Annotated in this window: 16 protein-coding genes; 9 read left to right on the plus strand and 7 right to left on the minus strand. The window is 53.3% G+C overall.

The genetic code is table 11. The features are described from left to right. Positions 1 to 73 precede the first annotated feature (73 nt). Positions 74 to 1,261: an MFS transporter gene (locus HP435_RS02680; protein WP_229049797.1), complete on the minus strand. Its 1,188-nt coding sequence runs from the start codon at positions 1,259 to 1,261 to the stop codon at positions 74 to 76. Positions 1,262 to 1,381: 120 nt separating this feature from the next. Here HP435_RS02680 and HP435_RS02685 point away from each other — a divergent pair, with 120 nt between their 5' ends. The 3 genes from HP435_RS02685 (at position 1,382) to HP435_RS02695 (ending at position 4,151) form a co-directional block, all read left to right on the plus strand. Beyond that, positions 1,382 to 3,205, plus strand: a complete 1,824-nt coding sequence (locus HP435_RS02685; protein ID WP_229049929.1) for an SgrR family transcriptional regulator — start codon at positions 1,382 to 1,384, stop codon at positions 3,203 to 3,205. A gap of 84 nt (positions 3,206 to 3,289) precedes the next feature. Next, on the plus strand, positions 3,290 to 3,652 hold the full coding sequence (locus HP435_RS02690; protein ID WP_122966626.1) for a cupin domain-containing protein: 363 nt from the start codon (positions 3,290 to 3,292) through the stop codon (positions 3,650 to 3,652). Positions 3,653 to 3,704: 52 nt separating this feature from the next. Beyond that, entirely contained in the window at positions 3,705 to 4,151 is a 447-nt protein-coding gene (locus tag HP435_RS02695) for a metal-dependent hydrolase (protein ID WP_229049798.1), read from the plus strand. Positions 4,152 to 4,214: 63 nt separating this feature from the next. On the opposite strand, the gene HP435_RS02700 is transcribed toward HP435_RS02695, so the two are convergent. Next, positions 4,215 to 5,861 (minus strand): DUF6583 family protein, encoded by a 1,647-nt coding sequence (locus HP435_RS02700; protein WP_122966625.1) that lies wholly within the window; start codon positions 5,859 to 5,861, stop codon positions 4,215 to 4,217. 261 nt (positions 5,862 to 6,122) lie between these two features. Between HP435_RS02700 and HP435_RS02705 the strand changes: the two genes are divergently transcribed. Together HP435_RS02705 and HP435_RS02710 are read left to right on the plus strand one after the other, a co-directional pair. Further along, on the plus strand, positions 6,123 to 7,037 hold the full coding sequence (locus tag HP435_RS02705; RefSeq protein WP_122966624.1) for a LysR family transcriptional regulator: 915 nt from the start codon (positions 6,123 to 6,125) through the stop codon (positions 7,035 to 7,037). A gap of 120 nt (positions 7,038 to 7,157) precedes the next feature. Next, on the plus strand, positions 7,158 to 8,261 hold the full coding sequence (locus HP435_RS02710) for a citrate synthase/methylcitrate synthase (RefSeq protein ID WP_173597977.1): 1,104 nt from the start codon (positions 7,158 to 7,160) through the stop codon (positions 8,259 to 8,261). Between the two features lie 356 nt (positions 8,262 to 8,617). Here HP435_RS02710 and HP435_RS02715 read toward each other — a convergent pair whose 3' ends face one another. Continuing rightward, positions 8,618 to 8,851, minus strand: coding sequence for a hypothetical protein (locus HP435_RS02715; RefSeq protein ID WP_173599922.1), 234 nt, complete (start codon positions 8,849 to 8,851; stop codon positions 8,618 to 8,620). Between the two features lie 122 nt (positions 8,852 to 8,973). On the opposite strand from HP435_RS02715, the gene HP435_RS02720 reads away from it, so the two are divergent. The 4 genes from HP435_RS02720 (at position 8,974) to HP435_RS02735 (ending at position 13,241) form a co-directional block, all read left to right on the plus strand. Next, complete coding sequence (locus HP435_RS02720; RefSeq protein WP_063229408.1) at positions 8,974 to 10,002, plus strand: NADH:flavin oxidoreductase/NADH oxidase; 1,029 nt, start codon at positions 8,974 to 8,976, stop codon at positions 10,000 to 10,002. A 247-nt stretch (positions 10,003 to 10,249) separates the two neighbouring features. Then, entirely contained in the window at positions 10,250 to 11,629 is a 1,380-nt protein-coding gene (locus tag HP435_RS02725; RefSeq protein WP_173599921.1) for a MocR-like pyridoxine biosynthesis transcription factor PdxR, read from the plus strand. A gap of 122 nt (positions 11,630 to 11,751) precedes the next feature. Then, positions 11,752 to 12,528, plus strand: coding sequence for an HAD-IIB family hydrolase (locus HP435_RS02730; RefSeq protein WP_173599920.1), 777 nt, complete (start codon positions 11,752 to 11,754; stop codon positions 12,526 to 12,528). 20 nt (positions 12,529 to 12,548) lie between these two features. Further along, on the plus strand, positions 12,549 to 13,241 hold the full coding sequence (locus tag HP435_RS02735) for a M24 family metallopeptidase (protein ID WP_122966620.1): 693 nt from the start codon (positions 12,549 to 12,551) through the stop codon (positions 13,239 to 13,241). Positions 13,242 to 13,463: 222 nt separating this feature from the next. Here HP435_RS02735 and HP435_RS02740 read toward each other — a convergent pair whose 3' ends face one another. The 4 genes from HP435_RS02740 to HP435_RS02755 form a co-directional block, all read right to left on the minus strand. Beyond that, positions 13,464 to 13,583, minus strand: a complete 120-nt coding sequence (locus tag HP435_RS02740; protein ID WP_208715247.1) for a putative holin-like toxin — start codon at positions 13,581 to 13,583, stop codon at positions 13,464 to 13,466. A 228-nt stretch (positions 13,584 to 13,811) separates the two neighbouring features. Next, positions 13,812 to 14,627 (minus strand): ABC transporter permease, encoded by an 816-nt coding sequence (locus tag HP435_RS02745; protein WP_122966618.1) that lies wholly within the window; start codon positions 14,625 to 14,627, stop codon positions 13,812 to 13,814. Further along, positions 14,624 to 15,610, minus strand: a complete 987-nt coding sequence (locus tag HP435_RS02750; protein ID WP_063229413.1) for an ABC transporter ATP-binding protein — start codon at positions 15,608 to 15,610, stop codon at positions 14,624 to 14,626. Before HP435_RS02750 ends, HP435_RS02745 begins: the two co-directional genes overlap by 4 nt. A gap of 16 nt (positions 15,611 to 15,626) precedes the next feature. After that, positions 15,627 to 16,436, minus strand: coding sequence for an ABC transporter permease (locus HP435_RS02755; protein WP_122966616.1), 810 nt, complete (start codon positions 16,434 to 16,436; stop codon positions 15,627 to 15,629).

Raw genomic sequence — 16,436 nt, forward strand, 5'->3', positions numbered from 1 at the left:
CACTTGCAGGCACGAAAAAACTGCAAGTGGCTTTTTCTTTGCCACATAAAGCGAGAGTGCGGTGATTGCCGGATCAGGCCAGCCGCCACAAGGACAGCTTGCGGTAGACGAGAAAGATCAGCATGTTGCCGAGAGCAGCGACAAGAAAGACTGCCCACGGGCCGATCGATACCGTCATGAAGCCGGAGCCGAAGATAGAGAAGACGATTCCCAGCTTGAAAATCGAGCCGGTAATGCCGCTAATCCGCCCGATCAGATGGGCGGGCGTAGTCTCCTGGCGAAACGTCCAGATACAGACATTTTCAATCGTAGCGATCAGCCCGGTGAGAAACAGGGACAGGCAGAGCAGCCACGTACTGTTGGCGAAGACCATGAGCAGAGAGGAGAAGCCGAGTGACAAAATCGTTACGCCCATCATTTTCCCGAGCGGAAAGCGCCGCCGCAGCGGAGCGACGATGGAGCTGCCGATCAAGCCGCCAAGCCCGGCGACAGACAAGACCAGCCCCAATGTAGAAGTATCGAGACGCAAATGATCTTTGGCAAAGAAAATGATCATGGCGTCGTACATGCCGGAAGTCGCGTTGAGAAAAATGACGAGCAGCGTGATATGCCAAAGCGGTTTATTGCTCAACAGCTCGGCCCAGCCAGCTTTTAGCTCCTGCCAGAACCCGGCTTTTTGCGCAGCAGGTGGATCGGCTTTTTCCAGGAACGAGATCGCGATGAAAGCGAGCATATAGGCTACGCCTGTGATCAGAAGCCCTGAGTACAGACTGGACAGCAGCAAAATAAATCCGGTAATCGCCGGGCCCATAATTTCAATGAACGTGCTCATGAACGAAAAACGGGCATTTGCCGCGGTGAGCAGCGGCGTAGGCACGACTTGCTTGATCATGCTCACCCTTGCATTTTGAAAGCCGTAGTTGAACGCCATCAGAAAAAATCCGGCGATGTAGTAGTGAATGACCTGGGCGTGCCCAGCCGCGGACAAGGCGTACAGTGAAAACAGCAGCACCATTTGCCCGAAGACCATCCATTGCGACCAGCGCTTTTTCGAAAAGCGGTCGACCCATACGCCAATGAACATGGCGAGCAGCAGGTTGGGCAAAAACTCGATGCTTTTCATCGTGGTCATCGCTATGGCTGACTGCGTCATGTCGTACAAAATGAGCGGCAGGGCCAGTTCGTATACTTTGCTGCCGCAAGCAAGCAGTGTGGACGTGCAAAACAAGATGAGAAACGGTCGATTGCGCCAGATCGGCATGAAAATCAAAACCCCCTTTTCGTTCTCCATTGTAGTTGGAAAAAGGGGAAGAAAAAGGGTAGAGTAGTAGCAGAGGCAGTTCCCCTTTTTACAGAAAGAAGTGAGGCAACTTTGCAGATTGTGTATCATTACTTGCGCTTGCGCCAACATTTTGCCAACAGGCAGGAGGGCGAAGCGCAAGCGATTACGCTTCACGAGCTGGCGGAGATTTTGTGCTGTACGGAACGCAACGTCAAAAAAATCATCAAGCAGCTGGTCGAACAAGGCTGGATCGAATGGACGCCGGGCAGAGGGCGGGGAATCGGCTCGCAGCTTGTCTTTTTGCGCAGTGTCGAGCAGATTGTCATGCCGCTCGCCAAAGCCCAGATTGAGCAAGGCGATCTGGAGCGGGCTATGCAGTTGCTGCAAGAGTCCCGTCTTCCTGCCGGGGGCAGGGAACGCTTTTTTGACTGGCTCTCCGGGCAATTCGGCTTTCACAGTCAAATTGTCGAAGAGCGGACATTGGACACGCTGCGCATGTCTTTTTACAGAACGATTCCCCGTCTTGACCCGGCTTTTGTGAACAGACGCACAGAGTCGCACATGGTCAGGCAAATTTTCGATACGCTGATCAGCTACGATGCTAAGGAACATGCCTACAAGCCGCGTTTGGCTCATCATTGGGAGACGAATGCGGCAGGGACGGAGTGGACCTTTTATTTGCGAAAAGGAGTCTTGTTTCATCACGGGCGGGAGTTGACCGCGCAGGATGTAGTTCGGACATTGGAGCGGGTGGCTGATCCTCAGACGGGATCGCCGTATCGCTGGATGCTTGAAGATGTGGAGCGAATGGCGGCTCTTGGCGCCAACGTTTTGCACATCCGGCTAAGACGGCCCAATCGGCTGCTGCCTGCCTGTCTCGCTTCGGATCGTCTGTCCATCGTTCCGGTGGACATGGTGCAGCAAAAAGGCGAGGAGTTCAGTCGCTTGCCAGTCGGAAGCGGGCCTTTTCGGCTGGTGACGAATGATGAGCAACAGTTTGTTCTGGAGGCATTTCCCGCTTATTTTCAGGGACGAGCACACTTGGATCGGGTGGAAATCTGGGTAGTGCCGCAATTTGACAAGCGCAGCGAGAAATTTTTTGCTACGGAAAAAGAAGTCCATTTCCAGACAGCCTGGAGCATGCCGAAGCCGCTGGGCAGCTGGCAGGAGTTGAAGCAAGTGGAGCGAGGGGCTACTTACCTTGCGTTTAACCTGAATCGGCAAGGCCCGCAGCAAAACCGCGCTTTTCGTCAGGCTGTGGATAGCATCCTCTCGCGCAAGCAGATGATTGCCGAACTGAAAGGAAACCGCTACGGGCGGGCCTACAGCTTTTTTCCGGAAGTTCCGGGGATCGAACCCGCTCTGGCAGCGGGAAGCCGCGAGGAAAAACAGGCTGCCGTAAAGGACAGCGGTTATAGGGGAGAGCGCTTGAAGCTGTATACATACGAAGGCGCGGGCAATGAAAACAACGTCGAGTGGGTGCAGCAACAGCTGATAGAGTATGGTGTCCACGTCGATGTGACGATTGTGCCGATTGAAACGTTGAAAAAGCCGGAGGTATTGCTTCAAGCCGATCTCGTTTTGGCGGGAGAGGTTTTTGATGAGCAGTGGATTTTGGGGATGGTCGAGTTTTTTCGCTCGGACATCAGCTTTGCCCGGAACTTGTGGAATCCGGCCTTGCGCGAGCGGATTGATCGTGAACTGGAGCTTTTGGCGGAGGGACAGGGCGAGGAAGGGCAGCAAAGGAGGCTGCGGCGTATCGAGATGCTGCTGGCCGAGCAGTGCGCTCTGCTGTTTTTGTACCATACAAGGCAGCATTCGGTTTACCACTCGGCACTTGCCGGAGTCTCGTTAAATGCGCTGGGCCAAGCCAATTACAAGGACATCTGGTTCAAACAGGCGCATATCGCCACACCAAAATGAAGGAGAGCGCCGAAAACAGAGTCTGTCACGAATGTGGCGATTGCGATAAGATAGGAGTTCAGTGCGAAAAATGGGGGAGAGACGATGAGACGATTCCGATTTGACGAACAGGCTGGGAGAGAGATCGAGCGTTTTGATTCTGTCGGCGCGGTGTTTTCTCGCATTTTGCGTACGAAAGATGCTGTGTCCATCGGCTGTATTCATGTAAAAGCCGGCGGGGTAGTAGGCTATCATCCGGCTGTTTGCCCGCAGCTCTTTCTCGTGGTCAACGGAGAGGGCTGGGTGCGGGGAGAGGATGACGAGCGGATTCCGATTCAGGCGGGCCAGGCGGCTTTTTGGCAGGCGGGCGAGGGTCACGAATCGGGAACAGAGTCTGGGATGACAGCGATCGTGATCGAGGGAGAGGAGCTTGATCCCGACAGCTTCATGACGTTGTTGGAAGCATAATGGTTCACGCCAACTCCACATGCACGAGGAAGATCATCTTGAGAAAGTCGGTGTGAAAAAAGAAATGACGTGGAAGACACATATGCTCCTTGGCGCAATCGCGGGATACTGGGCGTACCCTTCCTGGAAGGGGAGCGTAATTGGTGCCACGATGGCGCTGGTGCCAGATATCGATCAGGCGAGAAGCAAGCTGGGGCATTTCCTGGGCCCTGTGTCCAAAATGCTGCAAAAAGGGCTTGGGCACCGGACGCTGACGCATTCGTGGGTCATTTTGTTGCTTCCGGCTGCTTTTTGGGGCGATTCCCCGGAGGGCTGGGCGGCCTTGTGGGGATTGCTTTCGCACCTGATCAGCGACATGCTGGTGGGGCGTATTCAGCTGTTTTGGCCGCTGCGAATGGGCTGGGTAGGTGTGCGCCTGTCGCGCGCGCTTTATGGAACCGTAGATCGTCTCGTCTTTTATGCGGCGATCGTCTACATCATCTACATGGGATATATGTAAGAAAAAGAACCTTGCCGCACTTCACAGTGGACAAGGTTCTTTTTATTCTCGCAGTTGCGATGCTTATGGCATCATGAATTGTTGGACCAGCTCGGCGTTTTCCGCCATGAATTTTTCTGCTGCGGCTCCTGCCTCTTGTTGGACTTCCATCATTTGCTCATCGGTCATGGTTGCCAGGTTGAGGGCATTGTCAGCTGTCATGGCTGGAATTTCTAGCGCTTTGCCAAATTCTTGCTTGGACTTCATTTTCAGGCTGATACCTTTTGGCATGTCTGGAGTCGCCTGGTCAAAGTTGATTTTCACGCTGGCGTCGGAATCGCGACCGGCATCTGTAGATGTCTCGGATACAGTGACGTTCCCGCTCAGAGCGATCGGCTCGGAGTATTCGTCTGCCAGAACGACTGCGAAATCGTACTTGCCGTCTACTTTTTTGCCTTCTTTGACGGTTTCAAATGTTGTCGACAGATCAAGCGCTGGCTGCTCGTTCTCTTTTACCAGGAGATTCAGCTTGCCGTTTGTTTTGCCGCTTTGCTCAGTCGCTTTGTACGTGTAGGATACTTCGCCGTTTTTCGGATCTTCCGGGTTGTGGATGGCGAAGCGATAGTAGCTGTCCGCGCCTTTTTGGTAAGCGGTGCTTGAGAAGAACAAGTTTTCCTGTTTGTTGTCTTCCCCAGTAAACATCAGTTTGCGGGACAAGATTTGGTGATCGCCGTCTACGAGCACGACCATTTTCACTTGTTCCTTGCTCGCTGTAGAGCTGTCGCTAATGTCTTTCAGCAAGTCATCGAAGCCTTGATCGTAGTCTTTCTTGAACTCTTCTTTGGAAACTTCATCTACCACATAACCGCTGTCAGCCATCAAGGTAGCGACGTTGTGGTAGCGGGTGTAGATCAGATCAAACAGCTTCGTGTCCGCTTTCGCTTTTTCTGCCAGCTTGGTTGCGAGCGCTTTTGCCTCTTCTTCGGTAAAAGTCACAGTGATTTCACGAGCGCTTTCCTTGAAGCCTTCTTCTGAGAAGGAAGCATCCTTGTTGATTGCTACTTGCGTGTCCTTGATCGAATCTGCGTACAGCAAAGCATACGGAGTCAGCACGCTTTTCACTTCATCCTGGTTGAAGCGGACTGCTTCCATCAGTTCGCGATAGGTGAGGAAACGCTTAGGCATCTCTTGACCGTATTTTTGCTTGAGGGCATCGCGGTCTTTCAAGTCCATGTAGCCGTATTTCGAGTAAAAATCAGGCAGACGGAAGCCAAACTGCGAGTCGTTCATGAAGTACTCAATCGTAGCCAGCTTCTTGTCTTTCAGATGAACTTCGAGATTTCCTTGCTGCTGGTGCTTTTGCTCGTCGATGTTGCTTTGCATGACGACTTTCGCGCTCTTCAGCAGATCGAGAATTTTTTGTGCTTGCGGGTCTGGGATTGTAGCATCTATCGCAATATCAGACAGTTCGGTTGTGGAGTGCACAGGTTTTTCCAGATATGGCTTCATGTACTCTTCGTATTCCCCATAAGCCTTGGAAACGTTGGACGAGAACTTCATCATGCTCTCCGCTTCCGATTGCAGGTAGATCGTTTTTGCGCTTTTGAACAAGTCGAATTTGGCGTAGGCCGTTCCGAGCCCGCCCAAAATAACGACAGCAGCTGCTCCCGCAATCAGCAGCGGTTTTTTGGAGCTTTTGCGTGGCGGGTTCACGTTTGTAGTGGTTTCCATGAGTTCCTCCCCTTTGTAACACTCTCTCTTTTTTTTGCGTACGAACCGTAAATGGTTTTTCGCACTCGATTTTGTATTGTACCATAAGGGGGAAGGATGAAAGTGATTTCCAGTAAATTTTTTCAAAAATGAGGAAGAAAGACCCAAAAATATAAGTGTTTGTTCCAATTTTTCACCCTGGACAGCTTGTCTAATCGACAACAGGTAAGGCAGACGGCTTTTCGGGCTACAGAGACAAGGGGATGGATAGGAGGAGATTGTGTGGACTTTCGCGTGCTGCAGACGTTTTTGGTAGCGGCTACAACAGAAAATTTTCATCAGACAGCTGAGGCGCTGTTTATCGCCCAGCCAACGGTCAGCCAGCATATTCGACAACTGGAGAAGGAATTGGGGATCAAGCTGTTTGAACGGGTTGGGAAACGCGTCAGGCTGACGGCAGCGGGCAAGCGCTATCTGCCGCATGCAAAAGGTCTTTTGGAACAGTGGCACCACAGCATGGAAGATTTGCAGGCGTGGCGGCAAGGATACCGGGAGAAGCTTCATCTGGCTGTCTCGCCGATTATTGCCCGCGCCCGCTTCTCCCATCTGCTCCACCGTTTCACCAAGCAATATCCGGATGTAGACATTTCGATCAAAATTGCCGAATCGGTGGAGATCGGCCCGCTCGTGCAGAGTGGACAGGCTGATTTGGGACTGACCCGGATGGTGCCAGGCGAGTTTCAGCTGGATACGTACTTGCTGTATGAAGATCCGGTGGTGTTCGCTGTACCGCATAGCGGAGGCGACATGGATGCTCCTTTGCCTGATTGGGAGCAGGAAGTGCAGGCGAACCGTTTGCTGACCCACAATCACCCGGGCTACTGGGACGATTTGCTGCTGCTTTTGCGCCAGAGAGGACTTGCTTTGCGCACGATGGCGGTATCGCAGGTGGACATCACCAAACGCTTCATTGAAGACGGGCTTGGCGTGTCTTTTTTGCCCCGGTCGGCTGTCAGTCGGGATTTGTTTGAAAATCGCTTTATCGAGCTGCCGACGCCGGGGCTTGTGCTGCCAAAGGTGGCTTCTTACCTGCTCGTGCCGAAAGTGGGAATTAGCGAGCCAGCCAAGCATTTCATGGAGATTTTGCAGGCGCTCTATCCGCCGATGCCTTCGGTTGTGCAAGGGGGAAGGCAGTAGGGGGGAGCAAAGGGCCAAATGATTATAAAATGTGATTGATAGCGGGTTTTTCTTTTATTTCCCTTCCATATTAATAATCGATATACTGAAGGGAAAAGAGAAGAAAAAGGAGTGGCGATCATGACAAAACAACATCCTTTGGCAATCGGTCTGGAAGGAATCGCCGTAGCGGAGACAGACCTGAGCCTGGTAGATGGAATCAACGGATTGCTCGTATACCGCGGCTATTGGGCGCGCGATCTGGCTATTCACCACACGTTTGAAGAAGTAGCGCACTTGCTCTGGTTCGGCCATTTGCCAAGCGAGCAGGAGCTGACGGAATTAAAGAATAAATTGAAAGCAAACCGCGAACTGCCGGAGCATGTCAAAGGAATTTTGAAGCTGATCCCGGCAGATGTCGATATGATGAGTGTGCTGCGCACAGGCGTTTCCGCGCTGGGCAGCTCCTCCCAAGGCTTCCCGCCAACGATTGACGAGGTGATTGCGCTGGCTGCGAAAATGCCTACAATCGTGGCGTATCGCTTCGCCTGTCTGGAAGGCCGCGAGCCGATCTCCCCTAACCCGGAACTGGATCACACGGCGAACTATTTGTACATGCTAAAAGGCGAGAAGCCGAACTCGGCTCATGTTCGTGCGCTGGATGCGTACCTGATTTTGACGCAGGAGCATGGCATGAACGCTTCTACTTTTGCTGGCCGTGTCGTCGGTTCAACCGAGTCTGACCTGATTTCTTCGATTGTGGCAGCCATCGGGGCTTTAAAAGGTCCTCTGCACGGCGGCGCTCCGTCGGAAGTAACGGAGATGATCGAAGCGATTGGCACGAAGGAAAATGCGGAGCCGTGGCTGCGCAGCAAGCTGGAAAGCGGCGGCCGCCTGATGGGCTTCGGTCATCGCGTCTACAAAACGATCGACCCGCGTGCAACGGCTTTGCGTGTGGTGGCTTCCGAGCTGTCGGCGGACGATCCGTGGTTCGACTTGGCAACACATGTGGAAAAGGTCGGTTTGCAACTGCTGGACGAGTACAAACCGGGCCGCAAGCTGAACACAAACGTGGAGTTCTTCGCCGCTGCGGTCATGCGCGCGGTTGGGTTGGATGAGAACTTGTTCACTCCGACTTTTGCCGTGAGCCGCGTAGTTGGCTGGAGCGCTCATATTTTGGAGCAGGCTGCGAAAAACCGCATCATTCGCCCGCAATCGAATTACATCGGCTCGATGCCGGAATAATAGACGTTGCCTTTTACAAAAGCTATCCGTTGTTGCGGATGGCTTTTTTTGCTGAAAAATCCAGGTGGGTGTTGAGCGAAGCTGTAGTGGAGGGAGGAAACAGGAGAAACCGCAGCAGGGCACCTGGCCTTTTGCGGGGAGCTTAAACTAGCCGCCTGCGGTGAAAAAGGAAAACCGCGTCAAAAGCAGTTTGTTCGGAGAAGTGGATTCACGTTGCCGCTTAAAGGCCGTTTTCCTTTTTCGCCTCCGGCTGGGTAGGAGTCCGAAAGCCCTGCTGCTTGTTTCTCCTGTTTCCTCGGCCAACGTTAGGCTTTGGTCGGGGAGTGATTTTTGAAAGTTGATCAGGGGCGGAAAATCTAATGCAGGCAGCAACGAGCTTTTTGCATGAAAGAGTCGCATACAGCAATCTTCTTCAAGAAAAGCCTTAATCTGTTTTCATGTTTTTTTTTGAAACTGACGTCGAACTCACCAGCCTCTTTCCTCGCCACACCTAAAGTACCGATGAAGCAGACTACGAAGGTCAACCCAAGCAAGCTTTTCGTATTTGGCATTTTTCCTTGAAACTCCCGCTGACCACCACCAGCTCCCAAGCACTCCCCCAACCCAGCTTTTCCGCTTAATCTGCAACTCCACCACCCGAAAGTGCAGCAGGGGGATTGCAGAGGTCGCTAACTTTTGGCATGATAATGAAAAAAAGTAAGGAGTGGAATCAATGGCTCTGTTGTCTACCCCGTTTCAATTCAAAGGACTCACTTTGAAAAATCGCGTAGTGATGCCGCCTATGTGCCAATACTCCGTGGAAGCGCAAGACGGAACGCCGACCGACTGGCATTTTGTCCATTACGTGTCTCGCGCAGTAGGAGGTACAGGCTTGATCATCGTAGAGATGACAGACGTGGAACCGGATGGCCGCATTTCCAACTTCGACCTCGGCCTGTGGTCCGATGAGCAGATTCCGGCATACAAGCGCATTATCTCCGAGGTACACAAGTACGGCGCGAAAATCGGCATCCAGATTGCTCACGCTGGCCGCAAAGCGGAAGACGCTGAAGTACCTGTCTCGGCATCTGCGGTTCCTTTCCCTGGCTCTCGCTACAAAACGCCACGGGCACTGACGACAGAAGAAGTCAAAGCGATGGTCGTCAAGTTCCAGGAGGCAGCGAGACGCGCAGTGGAAGCGGGAGTGGACACGATTGAAATCCACGGTGCGCACGGATACTTGATCCATCAGTTCCACTCGCCGTTGACGAATTTGCGGGACGATGAATACGGACGGGACAAAGCGCTGTTCGGCGTAGAAATCATCAAGGCGATCAAAGAAGTGATCCCGGAAGACATGCCGCTGATCATGCGGATTTCCGCGGTAGAATACGTAGATGGCGGTTATGGCCTGGAGTACAGCACAGAGCTGTCCCGTAGATATAAAGAAGCGGGCGTGGACATTTTCCATTTGTCGAGTGGCGGCGAAGGTCCGATCGGTTCAGGCGGACGTCCGGGAATCCATCCAGGATATCAGGTGCCACTTGCCCGCGCGATCAAGCAGGCATTGGATGTTCCGGTGATTGCAGTCGGCAACCTCGACGATCCGAGGCTGGCAGAAGCGTCGATCGGCAATGGCGACACGGATTTGGTAGCTGTCGGACGCGGCATGCTGCGCGATCCGTACTGGGCGCTTCACGCCATCCGCGAGCTGTCCGCCGACGAGCTTGACGCGCCAAAGCAATACGCGCGTGCATTTTAATCACTCCTAAAAACAAAGCAACCTTTCTTGCTGCCGATTCGCGATTCGTGATTCGCAGACAGAGAGGTTGCTTTTTTGCATGCCAAAAGATCATCCCTGCAACGGCGCAGCTTCACATACCTGACAGGTGCGGAAAAGACAGGCTCAAAAAAGCAGACGCCCTCACACAAAACGATCCTGCGTCGAGAAGAGTCAGCTTCTGTGATAGACTAATGCACAAAGTACGGCCGAAAGGAGACGGTAGTTTTTGCGAGAATTTTCGACGATCCGGTTTACCGATAAAGAACCGCTTTTTACGCAAATGTATCACCATCTAAGAGACGAAATCGTGAACGGACAAGTCCGGCACGGGGAATTTCTCCCTTCCATTCGCAGTTGCGCGCAGTCGCTTGGCGTCAGCAAAAATACGGTAGAAGTCGCGTACCAGTTATTGATGTCCGAGGGCTATGTCAGCAGCATGCCGAAAAAGGGATATCAGGTCGTCTACAAGGCGGAAGCCCCTGCGACCAGGCACACTCCAAGCACGACAGAAGCAGCCCCTTTGAACATTCATACGGATTTTCGCTACGGCAATATCGAATTGGGAGCTTTCCCGTTTCAGCAGTGGAGCAAGCTGCGCAACCGGGTGATTGCCGACCACCAGCAGCGCTACATGGTAGAGGGTCAGGACCAGGGCGAGTTCGAGCTGCGAAAAGAACTGGCAAAGCTGTTGCACGAGACGCGCAAAGTCATGGCGACCCCGGAGCAGATTGTCGTCGGAGCTACTCCCCAGCAGCTCGTTTCCGTTTTGGTACAGCTTCTGGACAGGGAGAAACAGATCATTGGCGTGGAGAACCCTGGCTATGACGGCGCGCGAAACACGTTTGTCAACGGCGGCTATCAAGTCCGGGGCATCACGGTAGGCGCGGACGGCGTCTCCATACCAGAGCTTCTGAGCAGCAAGGCAACCGTCATGTACGTCAGCCCGTCCCAGCAGTTCATCAACAAGCTTGTGATGCCGCTTGAAAAAAGAACCGAGCTGATCGAATGGGCACAAACCAGCGCGTATATCGTGGAAGATGACTATGAGTGGGAGTTCAAGTACGAAGAGAGCTTCCTTCCTGCGATCCAAAGCTTGTCTCCGCAAAAAGTGGTCTACATCGGCAGGCTGTCCAAAGCGTTGCTGCCTGTCTGCAATCTGAGTTACATGGTGCTCCCTTATGATCTTTTGTCGCGCTTTTACCAGCGTGTGCCGGAATACGATCAGCCCGTCGCCAGACTGGATCAGCTGACATTGTCCGCGTATTTGTCCGACGGTTTTTGGCACAGGCACGTGCAGGCTATGCGCAAAAGCTACGCAGACAAGCGGCAAGCTTTTCTTCAAGCTGTCTCCCGCTGGATGGGGGATCGCGTGGACGTGCAAGGAAAGGACACAGGGCTGCACGCGTTTTTGACCGTTAAGGAAAAAGGCAGCGAAGCAGAGTGGATGGAGCGCGCTTTGCGAAACGGGGTAAAAGTGTACGGGACAGCGAGGTACTGGGTGCAGGACATCCGGGAATACCCGTCGTTTCTGCTCGGGTACGGGGCTTTGAACGAACAGGAGATCGAGGCGGGCATCCGGCAGTTGGCTGCTGCCTGGTTCGGGTAAAAAGCTGCTTTTTGCGAATCTGACCCGGTCATTTTGTGAAATCTGTCCCTTCAAGAGAGGGCCTCTTGCACTCTATGATGATACATATGAAAGCGATAGAGTAAAGGGGGGACAGGGAGCAGATGAGGTTTATTTTCGACTTGGATGGGACGATCTGCTTCAAGGGGCAGCCTATCTCCAAGAGCATTCTGGATTGTCTGCTTGAACTGGAGCAGGAAGGCCACACCGTAGGGTTTGCTTCCGCCAGGCCGTGCCGGGATATGCTGCCGGTTTTGGATGAGCGGTTTGCCAACCATCTTCTGATCGGGGCGAATGGAGCCATGACTTATCATCAGGGACGGTTGCAGAGCTACACGGCGATTCCCGGCCAGTTGGCAACAGAAATCATTCGTATCCTGGCTGATCATCAAGCGCAGTTTTTGATTGATGACAAGTGGGATTACGCTCATAACTGCACAGAAGCTCACCCGGTCATGCGCAATATCGACTGTGGGCGCAAAGCTAGCCGCATCGACTTCGATCAGCTGGATGCCGTTTTGAAAATCTTGATTTTATCGGCAGACCGGACGAAAGAGCTGGCGGCAAGACTGAAGGAACTCGACGTCACCATGCACCACCATTCCGCAGAGGACATTCTCGATCTCACCTGCCGGGGTGTCAACAAGCTCGCTGCCCTGGAGCGGTTTGCCCCGCAGGATGAACCATTCATTTGCTTTGGCAATGACATGAACGATCTGCCGCTTTTCGAACAGGCGCAGCACAGTGTCCTGATTGGCGAGTACGAGCCGCTCGTGCCGCTGGCGACTGAAAAAATCGCGGTGGACAGCCAGGTCGAGAGTGTGATTGTTTCCAAAATTCAGGAACTGAGCGTGGCGTACAAGCCTGCTCGGACGTATTAAAATGAGGAGGGGAATGGAAGATGAATCAGGCGTTGGTGCAAAGACACCGGGCTTTGCGTGAAGCAGAAACAAAAGCAGAGCAATTGTTTGCCCGAATCGAAGAAACAGGAATCATTCGCAGCGGGGCGTCGGAAAAACAGATCAATCAAGAGATTTACGAGCTTGCCTTTCAAATGTTCGGGATCAAAAAGTATTGGCACAAGCGAATTGTGCGCGCCGGAAAAAACACGCTCCATCCATACAGGGAGAATCCGCCGGACCTGATTGTCACTCCAGAGGATATTATTTTCCTCGATTTCGGACCGATTTTTGAGGACTGGGAAGCTGATCTGGGGCGGACGTACGTACTCGGCAATGACCCGATGAAAATCAAGCTGCGCGACGATATCGAAAAAGCGTGGGATTTGGGCAAGGCTTACTTTGAATCCAAGCCGGATATTACGAGCAGCGAGTTGTTTCACTACATGTGCCAGGTCGCTGAAGAGAACGGCTGGGAGTTTGGCGGGCCACACGCCGGACACCTCATCGGCGAATTTCCGCACGAGAAAATTCAGGGGGAAGACATCGTCAACTACATTCACCCGGACAACAACAAACCGATGAGAGACCCTGATCACAATGGTCATCCGCGCGACTGGATCCTGGAGGTACACTTCGTCGATCGCAAATTGGAAATCGGCGGCTTCGTAGAAAAGCTGCTGACGGTGGACTAATCCATCATTTTTACCCTCTCCCGTTGTCAATGGATGGGAGAGGGTGCTATTATGAAGCTAGAAAGTTATCGTTATATCGATAACTGCAACCGGGAACGATAAAAAAGAAACCGACACGGTGCTGGTAACACCATGTCGGTGGTACAAAGACGGCCCCTTTACGGGGATCGGCTCAAGTGACTTGTAAAACGGACGAAATGACCGCCTTAGCCACGTCAAAGCTTAAGGGCGGTCATTTCGTTTGGACAAGGCAACAACGATTGCTACGACTAGGCTCAGCAGTCCGACAACAAAGCCGCCAAACTGGAGCATAAGCGAAAGCGTTTCGTGAGTAATTGCCACGATCCCACCTCCCTTCCGTTTGTGACGTGGGGAGATGAGCCGACCACCCTCAAGATTGAGCCGTATCTGTGTACTTGTCCAAATTTTACTATTTTTCTGGTATGATTGTCTAATTCGTATTTGAATAAAATGGCGCGGCGGTCGAAGCTTGTTGTACCGCTTGGTCATGCCATAGCGGAAAACCGCCTGCTCCCATTCGGATCAAGCGGTTTTTTTTGTGCGCAAAACTCAGTACATCACCATGTTGCCCGTCTCTTTCATGTGCTTTTCCGCCTTTTTCAGCAACACGACCGTCACCAGCACGAGCAGCAGCAAGACGCTGGCCAACAGCGCCAATTCAGGCGCCAAAGCGGACAGAGGCGCGCCTTCCATCAACAAGCCGCGCACAAGCTGGAGAGCGTAGGTGAGCGGAAAGCAAAACGAAATCGCTTTGGCCCAGAGCGGAAAAGCCAGCGGCGGAAGGCGTACGCCGGAGAAGATCAGCATCGGTTCGTCCAGGACGGTATACAAGAAGCTCGCGTCGCGGGAAAACAGGAAGAGGACGCTTAAAAAACCGCCCCAGACGATGGCTGAGACAAGCAGGACGAAAAACGCGAGCGGGATCGCCCACCAGCCGCTTGGATGCATCCCGCCGACGAACAGCAGCGCCAGCAGGGTGAAGCAAAAGAACAGCCAGACGCCCTCGACAAGCGAGGAGAGGGAACGTCCGTACAGGAAAGCCAGCCGATTGACCGGGCTGATAAAAATCATTTCCATCGTCCCGGCCTGTCGCTCGAAGCTCATTTGCCAGGCGGATTGCACCAGGCACCAGAAAAAAATGTACCCGAGATACCCGGTCAATAAAAACAGCGGGAGCTGCTCGGCAGAGAGGAAGCGGGCAAGCGGCGAATCGGCTCCTGTGCGAAACGGCGCAAACGAATAATACGCGGTCACGAACATGATGGCGGGCCAGATCAGCAGGCTGAAGTACACCATTTTGCTGTGAAAAGAATGCCGATGCTCCTTCTGGATTTCCGCCCACAACAGCGCAGTAAGCTGCTTCATGCGCCCCTCCTGTCTGCCATGTGCAGGATGACATCCTCCAGGGACGGCTGCTGGGTATGTAGGCGCAGGACGGGCGACTGATGGGCGGCTAACAGCGAGAGCAGCGGCGTGGTCATATCGGTTTGCCCGCGCAAGGTCACTTCCCATGTGTGTTCATCTGTTTCGGCAATTTCCCGTGAGCCGCCGTAGCGCACGGCGAGCTTTTGCAAATCGAGATCAAGGGAAGCGGAAAGCGCCGGGATGACGACGTGCAAAGCTGTCTCCAGGTTGAGCGATTGGGTCAGTTGCGCAGGGGTGTCATGTGCGACCAGCTTGCCTTTGTCGATGATGTACACCTCGTCGCACAGTTCCTCGACTTCGTGAATGTAGTGACTGGTCAACAGGATCGCTTTTCCGTGCGCGACAGCCAGTTCTTTTACATGCTTGCGCAATTGCCTGGCGATCGGAGCGTCCAGCCCCAGTGTCGGCTCATCCAGAAACAAATAGCTCGGATCGTTAATCAGGCCGCGAGCGATTTGCAGCCGTTGCTTCATGCCTTTGGAATACCGCTCTACCGGGGTATCAGCGGCATCGAGCAGCCCGACCTGCAAGAGCAGCGAATCGATTCTGCTGCGCAACGCTCCGCCGTGCAGTCCGTACAGGCTGCCGAAATAGTGCAAGTTTTCCCGCCCGGTCAAGCGCCAGTACAGCATCCGCTCGCCGCCTGCGATCATGTTGACTTTGGCTTTTACGAACCGATCCTCCTTGACCGCGTCATACCCGTCTACCGTAATCGTTCCGCTGGTAGGAGTGAGCAAGGTCGAGCACATTTTGATCGTCGTGGTTTTCCCCGCTCCGTTGATTCCCAACAGCCCGATGATTTTTCCGGGCACCATCCGAAACGACACATCCGATACGGCCTCTACTTCCTTCCATTGTTGGCGAAGCCAGCTTCCTTTTTCCTTCACGCGATATACTTTTCGCACATTTTCCACAATCAGCACGGGAAAAGACCTCCTTTTATGCAAATATCGATTCGACGACGCGCTTCTCCATTCGCCGCATGCCCCACATGCCGATGACGAGGTACGCAAGCGACAAAACGGCCATATGGAGCAGTTGGGGAGCAACAGCGACCAGCGGCTTGCCCTGAATCACGCATTGGCGAAAAGCGTCCAGCGCAGGCGACAGCGGCATGATCGCCCCGAGCGGCTGCAGCCATTCCGGCAAGTACGGAGTGGGAAACGTGACGCCAGAGACGAACGCCATGATGACAAACAGCGTGTTTTGCGTGATGTATGTATCACGAAAACGCAGCATCAGCGAGCCGAGCACGAGAGCCTGGCAGAAAAACGCACCTGTAGACAAAATCCAGACGGCAATCGCGCTCCACAGGTGTGTATGAACGAGATTCAGCCCGAACAGCGCTCCGATCAGCACGATGATGGAAAATTCAAACACCGTGCGCATGACTTGCTGGGCGACATTGCCCAAAAAGTACCCTCGGCGCAAAGACGGGGTGAGCAGCACCGCTTCCAGCGTGCCTTCCCGCAGCTCGGTAATGAGCGAACGGCTTACGTTCATCAAGGTGGAGACGGCAAAAGCGTAAAAAGCGCCGCCCAAAATCGCATAGGACAAATAATCGGCTGTGCCAGCCAAGTGCTGGAAGCGGCTGTCCAGCTGCCCGGCAAATACATAATGATAGGCAAAGTAGGCGAACAGCACCGTGTACACGCCAGCCAAAATATGACCGATGACAAACGACCACGGATAAGCCCGGAGCATGACAAGCGTGTTGCGGACAAAGGTTGCTTTGGCGACTCGAAACAA

Origin of the sequence: Brevibacillus sp. HD3.3A (assembly GCF_013284375.2) — a bacterium.
In the GTDB taxonomy this organism is placed as follows: Bacteria; Bacillota; Bacilli; order Brevibacillales; family Brevibacillaceae; genus Brevibacillus; species Brevibacillus parabrevis.